Here is a 19,379-nt window from a genome sequence, read left to right on the forward strand (position 1 = left end):
CCGCGCAGACCTGGGGCCGCATGAAAAAAAACGCCCCGGAGCGGTCCGGGGCGCAGTTTGGTCGTCCGACAGGGAGGAGTGTCAGCCGAAAACCTTGGTCAGGGCGTTGTCCACCGCGGCGCAGATTTGGTCGATGTCGTCCGCGGTGGCGATCAGCGCGGGGCTGAAGCACAGGGTGTTGTTCTTGCCCGGTACAGAGCGATTGGTGACACCGATGATGACCCCTTGCGCGCCGCATTCGGCGACCACCTGCTGGGCCAGCTTCTCGTCCACCGGCTCCTTGGTTTCGCGGTCCTTAACCAGTTCGGCGCCAAGGAACAGCCCCTTGCCGCGCACGTCGCCGATCACCTGATGCTTGTCCATCAGGGCGCGCAGGTTGGTCATCATCCGCTCACCCATGGCGGTGCAGTTTTCCAACAGATTCTCATCCTCGATGATGCGCATGTTTTCCAGCGCCGCGGCGGGACCGGCGGTGCAGCCGCCAAAGGTGGAAATGTCGCGGAAGTAGTTCAGCGGATCCCCGGCGTCGTCCTTGAACATGTCAAAGACCTCCTCGGTGGTGACCATGCAGGCAATCGCCGCATAACCCGAGGCGACGCCCTTGGCCATGGTCACGAAATCCGGTTGGATGCCATACTGCTGATAGCCAAACCAGGTGCCGGTGCGGCCAACGCCGCAGACGACCTCGTCGATGTGCAGCAGAATGTCATACTTCTTGCAGATCTCTTGCACGCGCTCCCAGTAGCCTTCGGGCGCCTCGATCACGCCGCCGCCTGCGGTTACCGGCTCAAGGCACAGGGCGCCGACGGTTTCCGGGCCTTCGCGCAGGATGACCTCTTCGATCGCATCTGCGGCCGCGCGGCCGAAGTCGGCGCCGGACAGATGATCGAGCCCCAGCTCATGCTTGCGGTATTCCATGCAATGGGGCACCCGCACGAAATCCGGTGCAAAGGGGCCGTATTGCGCGTTGCGTTCATCCTGGCCGCCCGCCGACATCGCCGCCAGGGTGGAGCCGTGGTAGTCGCGGTCGCGGTACAGGATCTTCGTTTTTTTGCCGCCATATTTCTTGTGCGCGATCTGGCGCACCATCTTGAAGGCCTTCTCGTTCGCCTCGGAGCCGGAGTTGGTGTAATAGACGCGGCTCATGCCGGGCATTTTCTCGATCAGTTTCTCTGCAAACAGCGAGCCGGGGATGGAGCCTGCGGACTGGGCGAAATAGCACAGTTTCATCAGCTGGTCGTAGACCGCCTTGCACACGCTTTCGCGGCCATAGCCGACATTCACGGTCCACACCCCGCCAGATACCGCGTCAAGGAACTCCTTGCCGTTCTGATCCCAGACGCGCATGCCCTTACCCTCGACGATGATGCGGGGGTCGGTGGTTTCCAGCGCCTTGTGCTGGAGCAGGTGGTGCCAGATGTGGGCCTTGTCGGCCTCCACCACGCGGGAGAGATCGTTTTCGTTGAACGTGCCGTCCATGACATGTCCTTTCGGCGTTGAAGGTGAAACTGGGCGCCCGATGGGGCAGCTCTCTTACTGTAACACAAACGGCAAAATCGCGGGTTTCGTTAGGTCCAGTGACAGCGCTTGTTTAGGTCCAGCGCAGGCGGTTTGAAGCCAAAACTAAGAAAAGAACATATGTTCCGAAGTTGGCGACTTGAGAGCGTCTGTCCCGTTCTGCCAGTCTGCGCTGAGCCTGTGCGGTCTGTGCGCAGAGGCAAGCAGCGGAGAGCACTCGTGGCGGATTATGAACTGATGGTGGCCCCGAACGGGGCGCGGCGGCAGCGCAGCGACCATTCGCAGCTGCCGATCACGGAACAGCAGATGGCGGAAACGGCGGCGGCCTGTCGGGCCGCAGGTGCGCAGGCGCTGCATCTGCATGTGCGCGACGATGAGGGGCGGCATTCACTGGATGCCGGGCGCTACCGCTCGGCCATGGCCGCCGTGGCCGAGGCCGCGCCGGGGCTGGCGATCCAGGTCACCACCGAAAGCGCGGGGATCTATGGCGTGGCCGATCAGCTGGCCTGCCTGGAGTCGCTGCGCCCGGCGGCGGCTTCGGTTTCCGTGCGGGAAATGGCGCGCGAGCCGACTCTGGCAGCCCGCGCCTATGCGATGTGTGCCGAGGCGGGGACGCGGGTGCAGCACATCCTGTATGGTCCTGCCTGCGTGTCCCGGTTGCGGGCCTGGTACCGCGACGGCACCGTGCCGGGACATATGCGGGACGCGATCTTCGTGCTTGGCAGCTACCAGCCGCCAGGTCTTGCCCGGCCGGAGGCGCTCTCTGAGTTCCAAAACGGCGCGGTGGATCTGGACCTAAACTGGGCCGTGTGCGCCTTTGGTCGCCATGAACGGGCGTGCCTGCTGGCGGCCATCGCGGCAGGTGGGGATGCGCGAATCGGATTTGAGAATAACATCGAAACACCCGAGGGCGCGCTGCTGGCGGACAATGCCGCCTCGGTCGTCGCTTTCGTCCAGGCAGCACAGGCCCAGGGCCATAGGTTGAAGGAGTGCCGATCATGAGCCATGTCTTTCCACGCCACACCAAATCGGATCTGCCCACGGCTGTCGCAGGGGACGGCTGTTACCTGATCGATGCGGATGGCAAACGTTACTTTGACGGCTCCGGCGGAGCGGCCGTGTCCTGTCTGGGCCATTCCGACGCCGAAGTGATCCGGGCGGTGCAGGACCAGGTCGGCCAGCTGGCCTTTGCGCATACCGGTTTCATGACCTCTGAACCCGCAGAGGCGCTGGCGGATCTGCTGGTGGCCAATGCGCCGGGGGATCTGGATCGGGTCTACTTTGTCTCTGGCGGGTCCGAGGCGACCGAGGCGGCGATCAAGCTGGCGCGGCAGTACCATCTGGAGCGTGGCGAACCGCAGCGCCGCCACTTGATCGCGCGGCGGCAAAGCTACCACGGCAATACGCTGGGCGCGCTTGCGGCGGGCGGCAACGCCTGGCGGCGGCAGCAGTTTGACCCGCTGCTGATCGGTGTGTCCCACATCGCGCCCTGTTACGAGTACGTTGACCGTGCCGAAGGGGAAAGCAGCCACGACTACGGCCAGCGGGTGGCAGATGAGCTGGAGGCGGAGATCCTGCGCCTTGGGCCTGAAACGGTGATGGCCTTCATGGCGGAACCGGTGGTTGGGGCTACCAGTGGCGCGGTGCCGGCCATTGCGGGCTATTTCAAACGCATTCGCGAGATCTGCGACAAGTACGGCGTGCTCTTGATTCTGGACGAGGTGATGTGCGGCATGGGGCGCACGGGCCATCTGTTTGCCTGCGAGGCGGACGGGGTGGCGCCCGATATTCTGTGCATCGCCAAGGGGCTCGGGGCCGGCTATCAGCCGATCGGCGCGATGCTGTGCAGTCGGCAGATCTATCAGGCGGTCGTTCAGGGGTCCGGTTTCTTCCAGCACGGTCACACCTATATTGGCCACCCGGTCGCCACGGCGGCGGGGCGGGCCGTGGTGACTGCCTTGCTGGAGCGGGGTCTGGTGCAGCGCAGTGCCGAGATGGGCGACAAGTTGCAAGCGGCGCTGGTGGAGCGGTTCGGCGGGCACCCCAATGTGGGTGACATCCGCGGTCGTGGGCTGTTTCGCGGGGTAGAGCTGGTCGCCTACCGCGCAAGCAAGGCGCCGTTTGACCCGGCGCTGGGGGTGGCGGCAAAGATCAAGAAGGCGGCGTTTCAGGCCGGGCTGATCTGCTATCCGATGGCGGGAACGCGCGATGGTCAGAGTGGCGACCACATCCTGCTGGCGCCGCCCTTCATCATAACCGAGGACCAGATTGCCGAGGTCGTGGACAAGCTGGACCTGGCCTTGGCACAGAGCCTGCCGAAAGGCTGAGGTGCCGCGCGTGGCGGAGGCAGGCTGAGGCCTGCCTCGAGGCCTGGCCAGGTGCGTTAGTCGGCTTGGGATGCGGTCAGCTGTTCCAGAATGGCGGTGTAGTTCTCCACACCTTGCGCGCCGGTCACCAGGTGACAGCCCTCGAACACCATGGCAGGCACGCCGCGGATGCCCTGACGGGTCCAGAAGGCCTGCCGCTGACGCACGGTGTCTGCGTGTTCGCCGCTGTCCAGCGCCTGCTGCGCCGCGGCCTTGTCCAGGCCGACGCCCGCAGCGGTGGCGGCCAGAACCTTCGGGTCAGAGACATTCTGACCCTCGCTAAAATAGGCCCGCAGCAGCGCCAGTTTCATGTCATGGCCCTTGCCCTGCGTGTCCGCCCATTCAATCAGCTGATGGGCCTGAAAGGTGTTGTATATCCGCATGTCATCGGCAAAGCGGAACTCGAACCCCAGCGCCGTGCCGAGTTCGGTCAGCTGGCTGCGGATCTGCGCGGACTGCTCGGCCGTGCTACCGTATTTGGCGGCGATATGCTCGCGCAGGTTTTCGCCCTCCGGCACCATGTCCGGGTTCAGCTCAAACGGCTGCCAGTGGATGTCCAGCGCCACACCGGTCCGGCGGGCGGCGCGGGCCAGCTGGCCATGGCCGACGGCGCACCATGGGCAGACCACGTCAGAGATGATGTCAACGCGCAAACGGCGCGGGCTGGCGGTATCGGTCATGTATTTGTTGCCTTTGGGTCGGGGGGCTTTGACAGCATGCGCCCATATGTGGGGGCCGCGCGCGGGGGTGCAACTGGCCTGACGCGATCGTGACCCGCCGCGCAGGGGCAAGGCCGCTACACCGTCGTGGCAAATGGGTGCACGGCCGGTCATTCCCGCTTGAATTGTATCGCATCTTGGGGGACTGGGATGGCATGACGCAGATCCAGTGCCCAAATTGCGCAAGCCCGGTTTGCCCCGACGCCCCGGTGGTCAGAATGATGACCTGTGCCGCCTGCGGCAGCACCCTATATCTTGAGGACGCGCAGGCGCGGCAGGCGGGCGAACAGGGCGTGATGCACGATGCGCCAATGCTGTTTGGCCTGGGGGATCGGATCCGGCTGGGGCGGGTTCAGCTACGCCTGCTGGGGCATGCGCGGTTCTCTTATGGTCGCGGCTTCTGGGATGAGTTCTGGGCGCTGGACGCCAAGGATGCACCTTGCTGGGTGTCGGTGGACGAGGGCGACATCGTCCTGCAACGCAGCCTGACGGCGCGAGACTGGCCACGCTATGACGGCTATTTGGACCTGGGCAGCACGGTTGCCCACGATGGCCTGAATTTTACCGCGACCGAAACCGATGACGCCGAATGCGTCGCCCTGCGCGGCAGTTTCGACCACGCCCTGCTGGTCGGCGAACGCTATCGCTTTGTGAACCTGTTGGGGGATGACGGCAGCTTGTTGTCGGGCGAATTCCAGGGCGAGAGCCACGGCTGGTATCTGGGCCATTGGTTCGACCCGTTTGAGGTCGAGGTGCTGGCATGAGTCTGCACCCGGATCTGAAGGCAATCAACTGCACCTCCTGCGGGGCGGGACTGGATGTGCTGGGTGGCGGTCGGGTGACGGTGCATATCTGCCCCTATTGCGGCTCTGAGCTGGACGCCCAGGACAACTACCGTGCGCTGCGTCGGTTCAACGACATCGCCCGCCCGGACAGCCCGTTCTCCATCGGAATGCGGGGGCAGCTGTCCGGGGTGGACTACACCGTGATCGGCACGCTTCAGCACGAGGAGCGCTGGGGGGCGCGGACCTGGACCTGGATCGACCACCAGCTTTACTCCCCGACCCATGGCTATGCCTGGCTGACGCTGGAGGAGGGGCATCTGGTCTTCACCCGCCGCTATCGGCGGGCACAGTGGCTGTCGGTGCATCGGGTGGAGCGGTCTGAACACCGGCCTACGATCTATGTCGGCGGGCGCAAGTTCCACTATTACGACACGTCCACCAGTCGTATCACCTTTGCCGAGGGCGAATTCACCTGGTCCCCTAAAAAGGGTGAGAAGACGGTGACGGTCACCGCGCTGGCAGAGGACGCGATGCTGAGCTTTGCGCAGACCGGCAGCGAGCGGGAGGTCTGGCTGTCCGAGTATCTGTCGGTTGCGGACGTTAAGGCGGGTTTTGGCATCAAGACCGGGCTTGCGCCGCAGAGCGTGCATCCCTTGCAGCCCTTCAAGGCCGGGGCGAACTTCGGCTTCCTCAAAGGGGCGTCGGCGGCCTGCGCCGTTCTGTGCGTGCTCATCGGGCTGGGGATGCAGGGGCGGCCCGGGGATACCGCGCTGGAGCCGACTGTGCTGACCATATCCGCGCTGCCGACGGATTTGCCGGTGGAGGTGCGCGAGGCGGGTAAGCTGACCCGCATTCAGTTCAAGGGGGACACCTTCAACAGCTGGGCCTATGTCGGAGTTGAACTGACCGACCCGGAGGACCAGTCCGTGTTCCAAACCGGGCGAACGGTCGAGTATTATCAGGGCCGCGATTCCGATGGCCGCTGGACAGAAGGCGACAACAGCGCCCAGTTGGCCTTCCGTCCGCGGATGGCCGGAACCTACACGCTCAGTCTCGAGGTGGAGGAGAGCGGTCATTGGCCCACGCTCAGCTACCCGCAGAAGGGCGGCAACACCAAAGGGCAAGCTCTGAACAGGCTAACGGTCTCGGCGCAGTCGGGGCTGTCCTCCGGGCTGTATATGGGCGTTCTGGCGCTTGCGTTTGCACTCATGTCCGGGCAGGGCTTTCTGCGGGCCTGGCTGCACCGCAAAGCGCGCTGGCGCGGCAGCGACTGGAGCGATGAGGACTAAGCCATGAACCTGTTTCGCCTCATCTTTTTGCTGATGTCCGCCATCTCCATCGCCGGGACGGCCTATGTCTCATACCAGGGGTACGGCGGCGAGAGCCGCGACCTGGACAGATCCATCCGCGCCGCCAGCGGCGGGCGCATCGTGTACGGCAACGTCAAGTAACCGGGGGACCCCCATGGAATATTTCTCTGCCATCCAGGCCGCTGAACTGATCAGCACCATTTTCTACACCTTCATCGGCGTCGCACTGATGGGGGTGATCTGGAAAGTGATCGACTGGCTGACGCCGTTCCCGATCATGAAGGAAATCGAGCAGGACCAGAACATCGCGCTGGCGGTGCTGATCGGCTTTCTGTTCCTGTCCATTTCGATCATCATCGCGGCCGTCATCCTGTCATGACCGGCCCGGCTCCGGACAGCGGCAGCAGCGTCCGCCTGCGCGAGGCCTGGCTGCTGGCGGCGACCTTTCTGGTAGCTGTCTCGGGGCTAATCTATGAGCTGATCGCGGCGACGCTGTCGAGCTACCTTCTGGGCGATTCCGTACGGCAGTTCTCCCTGGTGATCGGGGTGTTTCTGTCGGCCATGGGGCTTGGCGCCTGGCTGTCACGGTTTGTTGGCGGCGCAATGGGCGGCTTTATCTGGGCGCAAATCTGTCTGGGCATGGCGGGCGGCTTCATGGCGCCTGCGATTTTCTTCTCCTATGCCTGGCTCGACAGCGTGTCGCTGCCTTTGTACGGGCTGCTGATCCTGGTCGGGACCCTGTCCGGTATGGAAATCCCGCTCATCGCGCGGGTGCTGAAACAGATCGGCGCGCCCGAATTCCGGTTCGAGAACGTCCTGAGCGTCGATTACCTCGGCGCGCTGGTGGCTTCGGTTGCCTTTCCGCTGCTGGTCATTCCGCGGCTGGGGCTGATGTCCGCCAGCCTCAGTTTTGGTGCGCTGAACCTCGGTGTTGCGGGGCTGTCGCTGTGGGTGTTCCGCGCGCAGGCCAGCCGCGCGCAGGTGCTGGTCTGGGCGGCGGTTTTCGCGGCAACGCTGGCGGGTCTGTGGCAGTCCGAACGCCTGGTCTCCGCGGCGGAGGCGGAACTGTTCGAGGATGACATCATCCTGTCCGAGGCAACGCTCTATCAGCAGATCACCGTCACCCGCTACAAGGACCGTGTGCGGTTGTTTCTGGATCATTCGATCCAGTTCGATACGCTGGACGAACACCGCTATCACGAGAGCCTGGTGCATCCGGCGATGGCGCAGGCGCCACGCCGCAAACAGGTTCTGATCCTGGGCGGCGGCGACGGTATGGCGCTGCGCGAGGTGCTGCGCTGGCCGCAGGTGGAGGCCGTCACGCTGGTCGACCTGGACCCGCGCGTGACACAGCTGTTCCGCGATCATTCGCAGCTGTCGACGCTGAACGGCGGCGCGCTGGCTGATCCGCGGGTGAGCATCCGCAACATGGATGCCTGGGCCTTTGTCGAGGGAAACGATCAGGTCTTTGACGTGGTGATCGCCGATCTGCCCGACCCCAAGACCCTGGCGTTGTCCAAGTTGTACACTCGGCAGTTCTATGGTGCGCTGATGGAACGTCTGGCCGCGCATGGCGTACTGGTCACACAGGCGGGATCACCCTTGTTTGCCCGCAGCGCCTTCTGGTCGGTGGTGCGTACGCTGGAGGCAACCCGCAATCCGGTGGCGGCGGAGGGTCTGCAAGTGCGGCCCTATCACGCCTACGTGCCCAGCTTCGGCGACTGGGGTTTCGTGATGGCCTCGCCCCAGCAGTTCCGGCCGCGCACACCGGCCTTCCCGAGTGGGCTGCGCTACCTCACCCCCGAGGTCTGGCGCGCGGCGCAGGTCTTTGGTACGGACACCGGGCCGGTCGCGTCCGAGGTCAACACGCTGCAGTCCCACGCGCTGGCGGGATATTATCAGGACGGCTGGGAGCAGTGGTTCGAATGACCCCTCGGTCTAGTGTGAAATTTGATCAAATCTTGCCAGGGCGGTCCGCGGCGGATATTCACCAGACGCATGAACTGCCGTGACAACAGGAAGGAATGCCCATGACGCCGCTTGCAGGTCTGAAGGTGGTCGAACTCGCCCGCATCCTGGCGGGTCCATGGATCGGCCAGTCGCTGGCGGATCTTGGAGCCGAGGTCATCAAGGTCGAAAGCCCGGATGGTGACGACACCCGCAAATGGGGCCCGCCCTTCATCGAGCGTGACGGCGACCGCAGTGCGGCCTATTTTTACGCCGCCAACCGGGGCAAATCCTGCGTCACCGCCGATTTTCGCACCGAGGAAGGCCGCCAGACGGTGATTGATCTGATCCGCGATGCCGACATCCTGATCGAGAACTTCAAGGTCGGCGGACTGGCAAAATACGGGCTGGATTACGACAGCCTTAGCAAGATCAACCCCCGGCTGATCTATTGTTCTGTCACCGGGTTTGGCCAGGACGGGCCTTATGCGGCGCGGGCGGGCTATGACTTTTTGCTTCAGGGCATGTCGGGGCTGATGTCGATCACCGGGGAACCCGATGGCCAGCCGCAGAAGGTGGGCGTTGCGATTACCGACATCGTGACCGGACTATATGGCAGCATCGGCATCCTTGCCGCGGTGGAGCAGCGCCACCGGACCGGGCGCGGGCAGCATCTGGACATGTCGCTGATGGACTGCGCGACTGCGCTGCTGGCCAATCAGGCGATGAACTATCTGGCGACTGGCAACAGCCCGGCGCGGCTGGGCAACGATCACCCCAATATCGCGCCTTATCAGGTGATGGCGGTGCAGGACGGCCATGTGATCCTGGCGGTGGGCAACGACGGTCAGTTCCAGCGGCTGTGTCAGGTACTGGAGCTGGCGCACGTGGCCGCCGATCCCCGTTTCCAGACCAACCAGCTGCGGGTCAGCAACCGCGAGGCGCTGACCGCTTTGCTGGCGCAGGCGCTGGCGGGGTGGACACAGGCCGGGCTGCTGGCAGCGCTGGAGGCGGCCACCGTGCCTGCCGGGCCGATCAACACCATCGGTCAGGCCTTCGACGATCCGCAGGTCCGCCACCGCGAGATGCAGATCGCGCCGGAGGGGGTGCCGGGGGTGCGCGGGCCGTGGAAATTCTCCGATGCAGAGCTGGCGCTGGACAAGACGGCGCCGAAACTACCAGACTGATCCGGATCCGCCGTGCCCAACGCCCGGCTGCGGCGCAACGCAACACAGGAGGCGGGCATGGCAGGTGCCTTTGACGTGATCGACACACACTGGATCCCGCTGCCGGACGGGCGGCGGTTGGCGGCGCGAACCTGGATGCCCGCGGGCGCCGGGCCGCATCCGGCGATCCTGGAATACCTGCCCTACCGCAAGGGGGATGGCACCGCGCCGCGCGATGCCACGACCCATCCGGTTTTCGCCGCTGAAGGCTATGTCTGCATCCGGGTGGACATCGCGGGCACCGGCGACAGCGAGGGGGTGTTCGACGATGAATATTCCGAGCAGGAGCTGTCCGACGGCGAGGCGGTGCTGACCTGGATCGCGGCGCAGGATTGGTGCGACGGCAATATCGGCATGATCGGCATCAGCTGGGGCGGCTTCAACGGGTTGCAACTGGCCTTTCGCCGCCCGGAGGCGCTGAAGGCGGTGGTCTCCGTCGCCTCCACCGTGGACCGCTATGCCGATGACATCCATTACATGGGCGGCTGTTTGCTGAGCGACAACGCCAATTGGGGCAGTCAGATGTTCGCCTATCAGTCGCGGCCCGCGGACCCGGCGCAGCGGTCGGATTGGCGGGCGGACTGGATCCGGCGGATCGAAGACATGCCCTTCATGGCGGCCGATTGGCTGCGGCAGCAGACACGGGGCGATTTCTGGAAACACGGATCGATCTGCGAGGACTGGTCGGCGATCGAGGCACCAGTTCTGGCGATCACCGGCTGGGCGGATGCCTATGTGAACGCGCCGCCTGCGATTGCCGCCAACCTGCGCGTTCCGGCCAAGGCGCTGATCGGCCCTTGGGAGCACCGCTATGCCCATATCGCCAAGCTGGATCCGGCAGATTTCCACGGCGAGGTGCTGCGTTGGTTCGATAAATGGCTGAAAGGCCGGGACAACGGCGCCGAGGCGTTGCCGGACTACCGCACCTTCATGCAGGAGCATTTCAACCCCTCAATGCAGAACAAACCGCGCCGTGGACGCTGGGTGGCGGAGGCGGCCTGGCCCTCCCCGAACGTGCAGGAACGTCGTTTGTATCTCAGCCAGGGCGGTCTGTCGGATCAGCCCGCCAGCGGCAGCGTCACGGTGCAGAACCCGGCGACCCTGGGGCAGGCCGCGGGCTATTTCTGTCCGGGCATGCGGTTTGACAACGAATTGGCTGGGGATCAGGCGGGCGACGACGCGCTGTCGGCCTGTTTCGACAGCGCACCGCTGACAGAGCCGATGCAGCTGCTGGGGCGACCGCGGCTGAAGGTGTCCTTCACCGTGGACCGGGCCGTGGCGCAACTTGTGGCGCGGCTTTGCGATGTCTCACCCGACGGGGTGTCGCAGCGGATCAGTTACAGGCCGCTGAACCTGTGCTGCCGCACCGGGTTTGAGACGCCCGCGCCGCTGGTGCCGGGCGAGGTCTATGAGGCTGAGATCGAACTGAACGAATGCGCCCATCATCTGCGTGCAGGTCATGTGCTGCGGCTGGCCCTGTCGACCTCCTATTGGCCGGTGGTCTGGCCCGCGCCGCAGGCGGCAGAGGTCACACTTCGTCTGAAAGACTGCGCCCTGCTGCTGCCAGAGCGGAAGGTGACCGAGGAAATCTCCCCACAAAACACCGGCGCGCCGCGGGATTATCCGACCTATGATGCCAGGCAGTTGCGGGCGCCGGGCGGCACGTCTGACACCACGACCGGCGTGGATGGCACGCTGATGCTCGACACGTTCGACGATTACGGCCTGGCAGAAGATCCGGCCAGCGGGCTCCGCGTCGGCAGCCATGTGACGATGCACTATGAAATTCACCCGGATGATCCGGCCTCGGCTGTCTTTGCCAGCAGCTGGAATTTCGCGTTTTCGCGCGCAGACGGCTGGCAGGTCTCGATCGATACGGAAAACCGAATGCACTGCGACCAGGAGAATTTCTACCTGTGGCGACGGGTGCGCGCCTATGAAGGCCCGGAGCAGCATGAGGTGGCGGTGCGCACGTGGCAGGAGGTGATTCCCCGCGGTTTGCTGTAGCCGTGGCGCGGGCGGGACATCGTGGCGGATGACGGTGAAATCCCGGCAGCTTTTCGGCAAGTTTTCAGCATTTGTCACGGTTCTGACATAGTGCGTTACTCAAAGCACACAGGCCCTTAACCATTTGGCTGCAAGGTGAAGCCTTGGTGAACTGCCGTTGCCCTTGCTGCGCCGGATCGGTCAGTAGTGTGGTTAATGAACGGTTAACAGTCAGAATTGAGGGCGACACAGTGCAGCTATCGGTTGTTGTGCCCTGCTACAACGAAGAAGAGTCGGTGCCGATGCTGGTCGACCGGCTTGTGCAGGCGATTGAACCATGGGCCGACGGGGCCGAGATCATCCTGGCGGATGACGGCTCCAGTGACGGAACCTGGGCCGCGATCGAGGCGGCGCATCGGCGCTATCCGGTGGTGCGTGGCATCCGGCTGTCGGCAAATCGCGGCCATCAGGTTGCCCTGACGGCGGGGCTGGAAGCCGCACGCGGCGCGCGGATCTTCATGCTGGATGCGGATCTTCAGGATCCGCCGGAAATCCTGCCCGACATGATGATGATGATGGATCGCGGGTATGACGTGGTCTATGGCCGCCGCGCCGAACGCCAGGGGGAGACCCTGTTCAAAAAGGCGAGTGCCTATCTGTTCTATCGCTTTCTCAACACTCTGTCGGATGTAGACATTCCCAAGGACACCGGCGATTTCCGGCTGGTCAGCCGCCGCGCGCTGGATGCGGTGCTGGCGATGCCGGAACGGGCGCGGTTCATCCGCGGCATGTTCGCCTGGGCGGGCTATAGGCAGATCGGCCTGGAGTATGTGCGCGATGCACGGGTGGCCGGGGTCACCAAATACCCGTTCCGGGCGATGCTGCGATTTGCCACCGACGCGCTGACCGGGTTTTCCACCAAACCGCTGAAAATGGCGACCCGGCTCGCCTTCCTGAGCCTGTATGTGACCTTCCTGATGGCGGTCTATGTCTTCCTGTCGCTGGTGCTCTACAATACGGCGCCGGGCTGGGCGTCGATGCTGCTGGCAATTTCGTTCTTCTCCGGCATCCAGCTGCTGACGCTGGGCATCATGGGGGAATACATCGGCCGCCTCTATATGGAGAGCAAGCAAAGGCCGATGTATTTTCTGGCTGAGGAAACCGGAACAGAAGGTCGGTGCGCTGCGGTGCAGGACACGCCTGCAACGCTGCACAAGGAAGCCTCGTGACCATGTCGGACCTTGGCCAGATGATGCGGTTTGCCACTGTGGGGGGAAGCGTCGCGGCGCTGTATGTGCTGGGATATACGGTGCTGCTTGCATCCGGGATGGCCCCGCTGCTCGCCAATGTCCTCGCCTTTCTGGCGGCGGTGATCGTGCAATATGTGCTGCAAACCAGCTGGACCTTCCGCCGCCCGCTGGGGCTGCCCGATCAGATGCGGCGGTTCGCCTGCACGATTGCGGCGGGCCTTCTGGTGTCGGCCCTGGTGACCGGCGTGCTTGGCCCTGCGTTGGGCTGGGCTGGCTGGCTCTCGGCTGCGGTGGTCGCGGTCCTGCTGCCCGTACAGAATTATGTCATCTTTCGCCTCTGGGTCTATTCCGTGGCCGGTTGAAACAGAACGGAGACACCATGTCCCACATCTATTCCAATGCCTTCTACGACTATATCGACCGCGGCGCGCGCAGTTCGGCGCAGGCGATGATCTCGGTTGTGCAGCCCCGCCTGCGGGCGCAAAGCGTGCTTGATCTCGGCAGCGGCCGCGGTGTCTGGCTGGGGGAATGGCTAAAGGCGGGGGTGACCGACGTCGCAGGGGTTGACGGCGATTATGTCGACCGCACAAGGCTGTCGATCCCGCGTGACAGTTTTCATGCGGCCGATCTGACCAAACCCTTTGACCTGGGGCGCAAATTCGATCTGGCCCAAAGCCTGGAAGTGGGGGAGCACCTGCCCGAGGTCGCTTCGGCCACGCTGGTGGAGAGCCTGACGCGCCATGCAGACCGGGTGCTGTTCTCAGCCGCGGTGCCGGGGCAGGGGGGCGAATGTCACATCAATGAAAAACCTCTGTCCTTCTGGCAACAGCTGTTCGCCGAGCGCGGCTACAGCGCCTATGATTTTGCCCGCCCGCATCTAAAGCACATGGAGGGGCTGGAGCCCTGGTATTGCTACAACACGGTGCTCTACGTCAACGCTGCGGGCCGCGCGGGCCTGCCGCAGGAGGTTCTGGCAACGGAAGTTCCTGCCGGGCAGCCGGTGCCGCTGGCGGGCAGCCTGGGCTGGCGGATGCGACGCGGCGTCGTGTCGCTGATGCCGCGCGGCATGGTCACGCGGATCGCCCAGATGCGCGCGACGGTGCTGGCGCGCCAGGCGCAGCGCCAGCAAGAGGCGGGCCTGTGAGCCTGACCGCTGCGGAAACGGTTGCTGTGGCCCGGTCACAAGGCACCTCGCGGTTGCTGGTCACGGTGGCGGCGATCTTTGTGGTGCTCCTGCTGACGGCGGCGTTCCAGCTGCCGGATCCGATGCTGCGACATGACGATTACCCGGCCCTGCTGGCGGATCCCTCGCTGTTCTACACCAAGACGCTGACCGAAGGGCGCTGGGTCAACTACCTGTGGCACCTTCGCGGCGTGGTGACACCGGCCTGGCTGAATTATCTGGCCTACCAGCTGTTGTGGGCTGTCTATCTGGGGTGCCTGGTCCACATGGCCCTGGGGCGCGACGCGGCGATCTGGCAGCGGGTGATGGTGGCACTGATTGCCGGGCTTGCCCTGCCTTGGGTGCTGATCTCGCTGTGGTTCAACACGTTGCTGCTCGGCTTGGCGATCGTTGCCCTTTATGCTTGGCTTACCACCCGGCTGAGCGCGCAGCGCTGCCGCTGGCTGATGCTGCTGTTCGTGCCGGTGTCGCTGATGGCCTATACCACCTATCCGTTCCTGATCCTGGCGCTGCACCTGACGCGGGCGGATACCGCCAGATCGCTCCGCGACCTGGCCGGGCTGCTGGGGCTGTTTGTCGCCAGTTTCGCGCTGGGTATGCTGGCGATCTATGCGCTGAACTATGCTGCCCACGGGGTGTTCGGCGTCCCGATGGCAGACTGGCGCAATCCCAGGCCGGTCACCGATCTCGCCTCGGCGCTGGCGAATGGCAAGCTGGCGCTGGGGTATCCGGCCGCGTTGGTTTTGAAAGGGGCCTACAACAACGCGGCGCTGGCGCTGTTCCAGTTCGGGTTGCTTGTGGTTGCCGTCTGGACGGTGCTGCGCCGGGACATGTGGCGCGGGCTGTACATGCTCAGCGGTGCGGCGCTGGGGCTGGGGCTGATCTGCTTGCAGGTGATCCGCAGCGGCATTGATATGCCGGTGCGCTCGGGCGGGTTTCTGTGGTTGTACGGGGCCGTGTTCCTGGGCCTGTTTGCGCTCTCGCTACAGGGCGCGGGGCGCGCGCGGCTCAGCCGGAACCTGTTGTTCACGGTGACGGCGCTGTCGGTGGTCTTTGCCGGGATGACGCAGTATTTCGTCTCCGACTGGCATCGTGTCAGCCGCGTGATGGCGGCTGCACTGGGCGCAGGGCCGGGACCGGTCTATGTAACCGGCACCTATCTGTCGCTGGAGGCGGCGCGCAAGTCGGACCTGCAAAAGGACCAGTCGGTGATCTTCCGGCTGCACCACCTGACCGGCCGCCCCATCGTGATGTGCGAAAGCCAGCCGCAGGACTGCGCGCACCTTCCGAATGCACTGCGCGCCGGGTTGCAGGATGGCAGCAGCGCCTTTGCGGTGCGCCAGATCGACGGCGGAACGGTGCTGATGCTGTCGCCGGTTGCCCTGCGCGATGCCAAACTGCCCGCCGCTGAGCCATCGCAATAGGCCATTCGGCCCGCGGCGTGTTCCGGCGGGCCTGCTGTCAGAAATCAAGGCCGAGGTCGAGGGTGCGCGCGGAATGGGTCAGCGCACCGGAGGAAATGTAGTCCACCCCGGTGGCCGCGACTTCGGCGATTCTCTCCAGCGTCATGTTGCCAGAGGCCTCGGTCACCAGATGGCCACGGGCCATGTCTACTGCCTGTGCCAATGTCGCCGTGTCCATATTGTCCAGCAGCACCACATCGGCGCCACCAGTGGCGATCACCTGTTCCAGCTGGTCCAGGGTGTCGACCTCGATTTCCACTCTCATCATGTGGCTGGCGCTGGCCTTGGCGGCGGTCAACACAGCCTCGACACCGCCTGCGGCGGCTATGTGGTTGTCCTTGATCAGGATCGCATCCGACAAGCCAAAGCGGTGGTTGAAGCCACCGCCGTGCAGCACAGCCTGCTTTTCCGCAATGCGCAGCCCCGGTGTGGTTTTCCGAGTGCAGGTGATGCGGGTGGCGGTCCCCGCGGTCTGGGCCACGAAACCGGCGGTCAGGGTGGCGATGCCGGTCAGCCGACCTGCGAAGTTCAGCGCCACCCGCTCCGCGGACAGGATCGCGGCGGCGGAGCCTTCGATGGTCATCAGCGTATCGCCTTGGGCGCAGGGGCTGCCGTCGTTCAGAAAGGTCTCCACCTTCAGCCCGGCATCAATCAGGTGAAAGGCGATGCGGGCGATCTGCATGCCGGAGACCACACCCGCATCGCGCGCGTTCAGCCGCGCCTGGTAGGTGGCGCTGGCGGGGATCACGGCGCGGGTGGTCACATCGCCGTTCTGGCCAAGGTCTTCCATCAGCGCGGCGCGCACCATGGGTTCCAGGATCAGGTCAGGCAGGCTGGCAAACGGGTGGGTCATTGTTGGTCCTCTTGCGCCCGAGCGCGGATTGCCAGGGCTTCGGTCAGTGTAATGCGGGTGCGCTGGGCCTGGGCCGGATCGGCGTCGGGGAAGTCGTCGCGAAAGTGGCCGCCGCGGCTTTCCTCGCGGGCCAGCGCAGCGGCGGCAATCAGGGTTGCGGTGCCGCACATGTTAACGAAGTTTTCGTCGCCGGCCTGTTCGGCCTCCAGCCGCGCGAGGGTGGCCAGCGCCCGGCGCAATCCGGTGCCGTGGCGGCGGACACCAACCAGATCGGTCATTGTCGTGCGCAGGTCTGCCACGGCCGCGGCGTCCATCGGCTGGCCACCATCGGGAAATTGCGGTGTCACCTCGGGCAGGGGGCGGTCTGCGGTTGCAATCCCGCCCAGTTGGTCTGCGATGTCCTGCGCGGCGGTGCGGGCATAGACCAGCGCCTCCAGCAGCCCGTTGGAGGCCAGACGGTTGGCCCCGTGCAGCCCGGTTGAGGAGGCCTCGCCACATACCCAGAGGTTGGCGAGCGTGGTGCGCCCCTGCATGTCGGCCTCAACGCCGCCCATGTGGTAATGGGCGGCAACAGCTACCGGGATAGGCTCGGCCACCGGGTCAATGCCCGCGCGGGCGCAAGTCTGTGCCACGGTGGGAAATCGGTTCAGGACGTCTGCACCCAGTGTCGCACGGGTGTCGAGCATGGGGCGGCGACCGGCCTGCGTTTCGGCAAAGATGGCGCGGGCGACGATGTCGCGCGGGGCCAGCTCGGCGTCCGGGTGAACTTGCAGCATGAATCGCGTGCCATCGGCGTTTATCAACACGGCCCCTTCGCCGCGCAGCGCCTCGGTTGCCAGGGGTGCTGGATCCTCGCCGATGTCAAAGGCGGTGGGGTGGAACTGCACGAATTCGGGGTCCGCCAACCGCGCCCCGGCACGGGCGGCAAGCCCGATCACCTGGCCGCGAATGCGGGGCGGGTTGGTGGTGTGGGCATAAAGCCCGCCGGAGCCGCCCCCGGCCAGCAGCACTGCTGGTGTGCGGATCAGCACCGGAGCAGAGGGGGCATCTGCACGGCTGATCCAGACACCGCTGACGCCGCGCGCGTCGGTCTCCAGCCGGACGGCCTGGGTGTTTTCCAGCACCTGCACCGTATCGGCGGCCCGCACCGCAGCAATCAGCGCCTCCATGATCCGGTGACCGGCCTGGTCGCCCTTGACCCGCACCACGCGGGCGGCGGAATGGGCAGCCTCGTGGTTCATCACGTAGTTGCCCGCCGCGTCGCGATCGAACGGTGTGCCCAGCTCCGTCAGGTCCAGTATATGATCGCGGGCCAGGCGGGTCACCATCGCCGCGACCCTCGCATCGACCGTCCCGGCGCCTGCCTTTTGGGTGTCGGCGGCATGGGCCTCGGGGCTGTCCGGCTGCGCCATCGCGGCGGCGACGCCGCCTTGCGCCCAGGCGGAGCTGGCGCCCTGGCCCAGCGGTTCGGGCGAGATAACCAGCACCGGCCGCGGCGCCAGTTCAAGGGCGGCATAAAGTGCGCCCAGCCCGGCGCCCACAATGACGATGCGGCCGGTGTCCAGCACCCGTCAGATGCCCAGTTTGCGGCTGAGGTCGATCATTCGCTGCACCGCGATGCGGGCTTTCTCGGCCACCGCCGGGTCCACCTCGACCGGCTCTGTCATTGTGTGCAGCGACCACAGGATCTTTTCCAGCGTGATCTTTTTCATGTAGGGGCACATGTTGCAGGGGCCGACGAATTCGACCTCGGGCAGCTGGTCCGCGATGTTGGACGCCATCGAACACTCGGTGATCAGTAGCGCTTTCTCCGGCTTTTCATCGGTCACGTATTTCACGATGCCGCTGGTCGAGCCGGAGAAGTCGGCCTCGGCCACCACGTCGGGCGGGCATTCGGGATGCGCGATCAGACGGGTGCCGGGATTCCACTCGCGGAAATCACGCAGGTCGCTGGCGGTGTATTGCTCATGCACGATGCAGGAGCCTTCCCACCAGACGATGGTCTTTTCCGGCACCAGCTTGGCGATGTTCTGCGCCAGATACTGGTCCGGGGTCATGATGATGGTGTCTTCTTCCATCGCGGCCACGATCTGCGCCGCGTTCGACGACGTGCAGCAGATGTCCGACGCCGCCTTCACCTCGGCGGTGGTGTTCACATAAGTCACCACCGGCGCGCCGGGATAGCGGCGGCGCATCTCTTCCACACCTTCGGCAGTAATGCTTTCAGCCAGCGAGCAGCCGGCCTCCATATCGGGGATCAGCACGGTCTTTTCCGGGCTCAGGATCTTGGAGGTCTCGGCCATGAAATGCACGCCGCATTGCACGATCACGTCAGCCTCGACCTGGGTCGCCTCGATCGCCAGTTGCAGGCTGTCACCCACCACGTCGGAAATTCCGTGGTAGATCTCTGGCGTCATGTAATTGTGCGCCAGAACCACTGCGTTGCGCTGTTTCTTCAGCTCCAGGATCGCGGCGACATAGGGCGCATGGGTGGCCCATTCGATCGGGTTCACCACCCGGTCCATCCGCGCATAGACATCGGCCATCTTCTCGGCCAGCGCCGGATTGGGGGCCAGATCGTAGTGGGTGGCGAGCTGATCCCGCATGGATTGCAGGTCGAACATGGCGTATCCTCAAGATTGCGTCCGGGGGGGCACTTTGGCCGCGGTTTGTTTCATGTTCGCATGCCGCACGCAAGCGCAGTGGCCAGAATTAGGCACCAAATGCGGTGATTTGGCACGTTGGGAGCCGATAGGAGGCCGCGCCCGCCCGC

General features: G+C 64.8%; 18 protein-coding genes. 13 read left to right on the plus strand and 5 right to left on the minus strand.

The annotated features are described in order from the left end of the window. Positions 1 to 81: 81 nt before the first annotated feature. The gene (locus AC0IPL_RS13810) at positions 82 to 1,479 is read right to left on the minus strand and encodes an aminotransferase family protein (protein WP_474275106.1); all 1,398 of its coding nucleotides are present in this window, start codon (positions 1,477 to 1,479) and stop codon (positions 82 to 84) included. Between the two features lie 258 nt (positions 1,480 to 1,737). Here AC0IPL_RS13810 and AC0IPL_RS13815 point away from each other — a divergent pair, with 258 nt between their 5' ends. Further along, positions 1,738 to 2,520, plus strand: a complete 783-nt coding sequence (locus AC0IPL_RS13815; protein ID WP_474275107.1) for a 3-keto-5-aminohexanoate cleavage protein — start codon at positions 1,738 to 1,740, stop codon at positions 2,518 to 2,520. Next, positions 2,517 to 3,845 carry an aspartate aminotransferase family protein gene (locus AC0IPL_RS13820; RefSeq protein ID WP_474275108.1) on the plus strand — a complete coding sequence of 443 codons (1,329 nt, stop codon included), beginning with the start codon at positions 2,517 to 2,519 and terminating at the stop codon, positions 3,843 to 3,845. Before AC0IPL_RS13815 ends, AC0IPL_RS13820 begins: the two co-directional genes overlap by 4 nt. Before the next feature lie 56 nt (positions 3,846 to 3,901). Here the strand turns inward: AC0IPL_RS13820 and AC0IPL_RS13825 are convergent, their stop codons facing one another. Then, a complete protein-coding gene (locus AC0IPL_RS13825; protein WP_474275110.1) occupies positions 3,902 to 4,564 on the minus strand; it encodes a DsbA family oxidoreductase in 663 nt (220 codons plus the stop codon). A gap of 257 nt (positions 4,565 to 4,821) precedes the next feature. Between AC0IPL_RS13825 and AC0IPL_RS13830 the strand changes: the two genes are divergently transcribed. The 11 genes from AC0IPL_RS13830 to AC0IPL_RS13880 all read left to right on the plus strand — a co-directional run bounded on the left by AC0IPL_RS13830 (position 4,822) and on the right by AC0IPL_RS13880 (position 15,714). Beyond that, on the plus strand, positions 4,822 to 5,367 hold the full coding sequence (locus AC0IPL_RS13830; RefSeq protein ID WP_474275111.1) for a DUF4178 domain-containing protein: 546 nt from the start codon (positions 4,822 to 4,824) through the stop codon (positions 5,365 to 5,367). Beyond that, positions 5,364 to 6,677, plus strand: coding sequence for a DUF4178 domain-containing protein (locus tag AC0IPL_RS13835; RefSeq protein WP_474275112.1), 1,314 nt, complete (start codon positions 5,364 to 5,366; stop codon positions 6,675 to 6,677). Before AC0IPL_RS13830 ends, AC0IPL_RS13835 begins: the two co-directional genes overlap by 4 nt. Positions 6,678 to 6,680: 3 nt before the next feature. Further along, a complete protein-coding gene (locus AC0IPL_RS13840) occupies positions 6,681 to 6,839 on the plus strand; it encodes a hypothetical protein (RefSeq protein ID WP_474275113.1) in 159 nt (52 codons plus the stop codon). Positions 6,840 to 6,852: 13 nt separating this feature from the next. Next, on the plus strand, positions 6,853 to 7,077 hold the full coding sequence (locus AC0IPL_RS13845; protein ID WP_474275115.1) for a DUF350 domain-containing protein: 225 nt from the start codon (positions 6,853 to 6,855) through the stop codon (positions 7,075 to 7,077). After that, positions 7,074 to 8,627, plus strand: coding sequence for a polyamine aminopropyltransferase (locus tag AC0IPL_RS13850; RefSeq protein ID WP_474275116.1), 1,554 nt, complete (start codon positions 7,074 to 7,076; stop codon positions 8,625 to 8,627). Before AC0IPL_RS13845 ends, AC0IPL_RS13850 begins: the two co-directional genes overlap by 4 nt. 101 nt (positions 8,628 to 8,728) lie before the next feature. Continuing rightward, a complete protein-coding gene (locus AC0IPL_RS13855; RefSeq protein ID WP_474275117.1) occupies positions 8,729 to 9,832 on the plus strand; it encodes a CaiB/BaiF CoA transferase family protein in 1,104 nt (367 codons plus the stop codon). A gap of 57 nt (positions 9,833 to 9,889) precedes the next feature. Beyond that, positions 9,890 to 11,878, plus strand: a complete 1,989-nt coding sequence (locus tag AC0IPL_RS13860; protein ID WP_474275118.1) for a CocE/NonD family hydrolase — start codon at positions 9,890 to 9,892, stop codon at positions 11,876 to 11,878. 230 nt (positions 11,879 to 12,108) lie between these two features. Further along, complete coding sequence (locus AC0IPL_RS13865; RefSeq protein WP_474275119.1) at positions 12,109 to 13,086, plus strand: glycosyltransferase family 2 protein; 978 nt, start codon at positions 12,109 to 12,111, stop codon at positions 13,084 to 13,086. Positions 13,087 to 13,088: 2 nt separating this feature from the next. Then, on the plus strand, positions 13,089 to 13,469 hold the full coding sequence (locus tag AC0IPL_RS13870; RefSeq protein ID WP_474275295.1) for a GtrA family protein: 381 nt from the start codon (positions 13,089 to 13,091) through the stop codon (positions 13,467 to 13,469). A gap of 17 nt (positions 13,470 to 13,486) precedes the next feature. Further along, positions 13,487 to 14,251, plus strand: coding sequence for a methyltransferase domain-containing protein (locus AC0IPL_RS13875; RefSeq protein WP_474275120.1), 765 nt, complete (start codon positions 13,487 to 13,489; stop codon positions 14,249 to 14,251). Then, positions 14,248 to 15,714 carry a hypothetical protein gene (locus tag AC0IPL_RS13880; protein ID WP_474275121.1) on the plus strand — a complete coding sequence of 489 codons (1,467 nt, stop codon included), beginning with the start codon at positions 14,248 to 14,250 and terminating at the stop codon, positions 15,712 to 15,714. The genes AC0IPL_RS13875 and AC0IPL_RS13880 overlap by 4 nt, the downstream gene beginning before the upstream one ends. 37 nt (positions 15,715 to 15,751) lie before the next feature. On the opposite strand, the gene nadC is transcribed toward AC0IPL_RS13880, so the two are convergent. The 3 genes from nadC to nadA are packed head-to-tail and all read right to left on the minus strand — an operon-like array spanning position 15,752 to position 19,230. After that, positions 15,752 to 16,606: a carboxylating nicotinate-nucleotide diphosphorylase gene (gene nadC / locus AC0IPL_RS13885; protein ID WP_474275123.1), complete on the minus strand. Its 855-nt coding sequence runs from the start codon at positions 16,604 to 16,606 to the stop codon at positions 15,752 to 15,754. Further along, entirely contained in the window at positions 16,603 to 18,174 is a 1,572-nt protein-coding gene (locus AC0IPL_RS13890; protein WP_474275125.1) for an L-aspartate oxidase, read from the minus strand. Before AC0IPL_RS13890 ends, nadC begins: the two co-directional genes overlap by 4 nt. Positions 18,175 to 18,177: 3 nt before the next feature. Next, positions 18,178 to 19,230, minus strand: a complete 1,053-nt coding sequence (gene nadA / locus AC0IPL_RS13895) for a quinolinate synthase NadA (protein WP_474275126.1) — start codon at positions 19,228 to 19,230, stop codon at positions 18,178 to 18,180. Between the last annotated feature and the right edge of the window lie 149 nt (positions 19,231 to 19,379).

The sequence above is a fragment of the Leisingera sp. SA32 genome, from assembly GCF_056033425.1.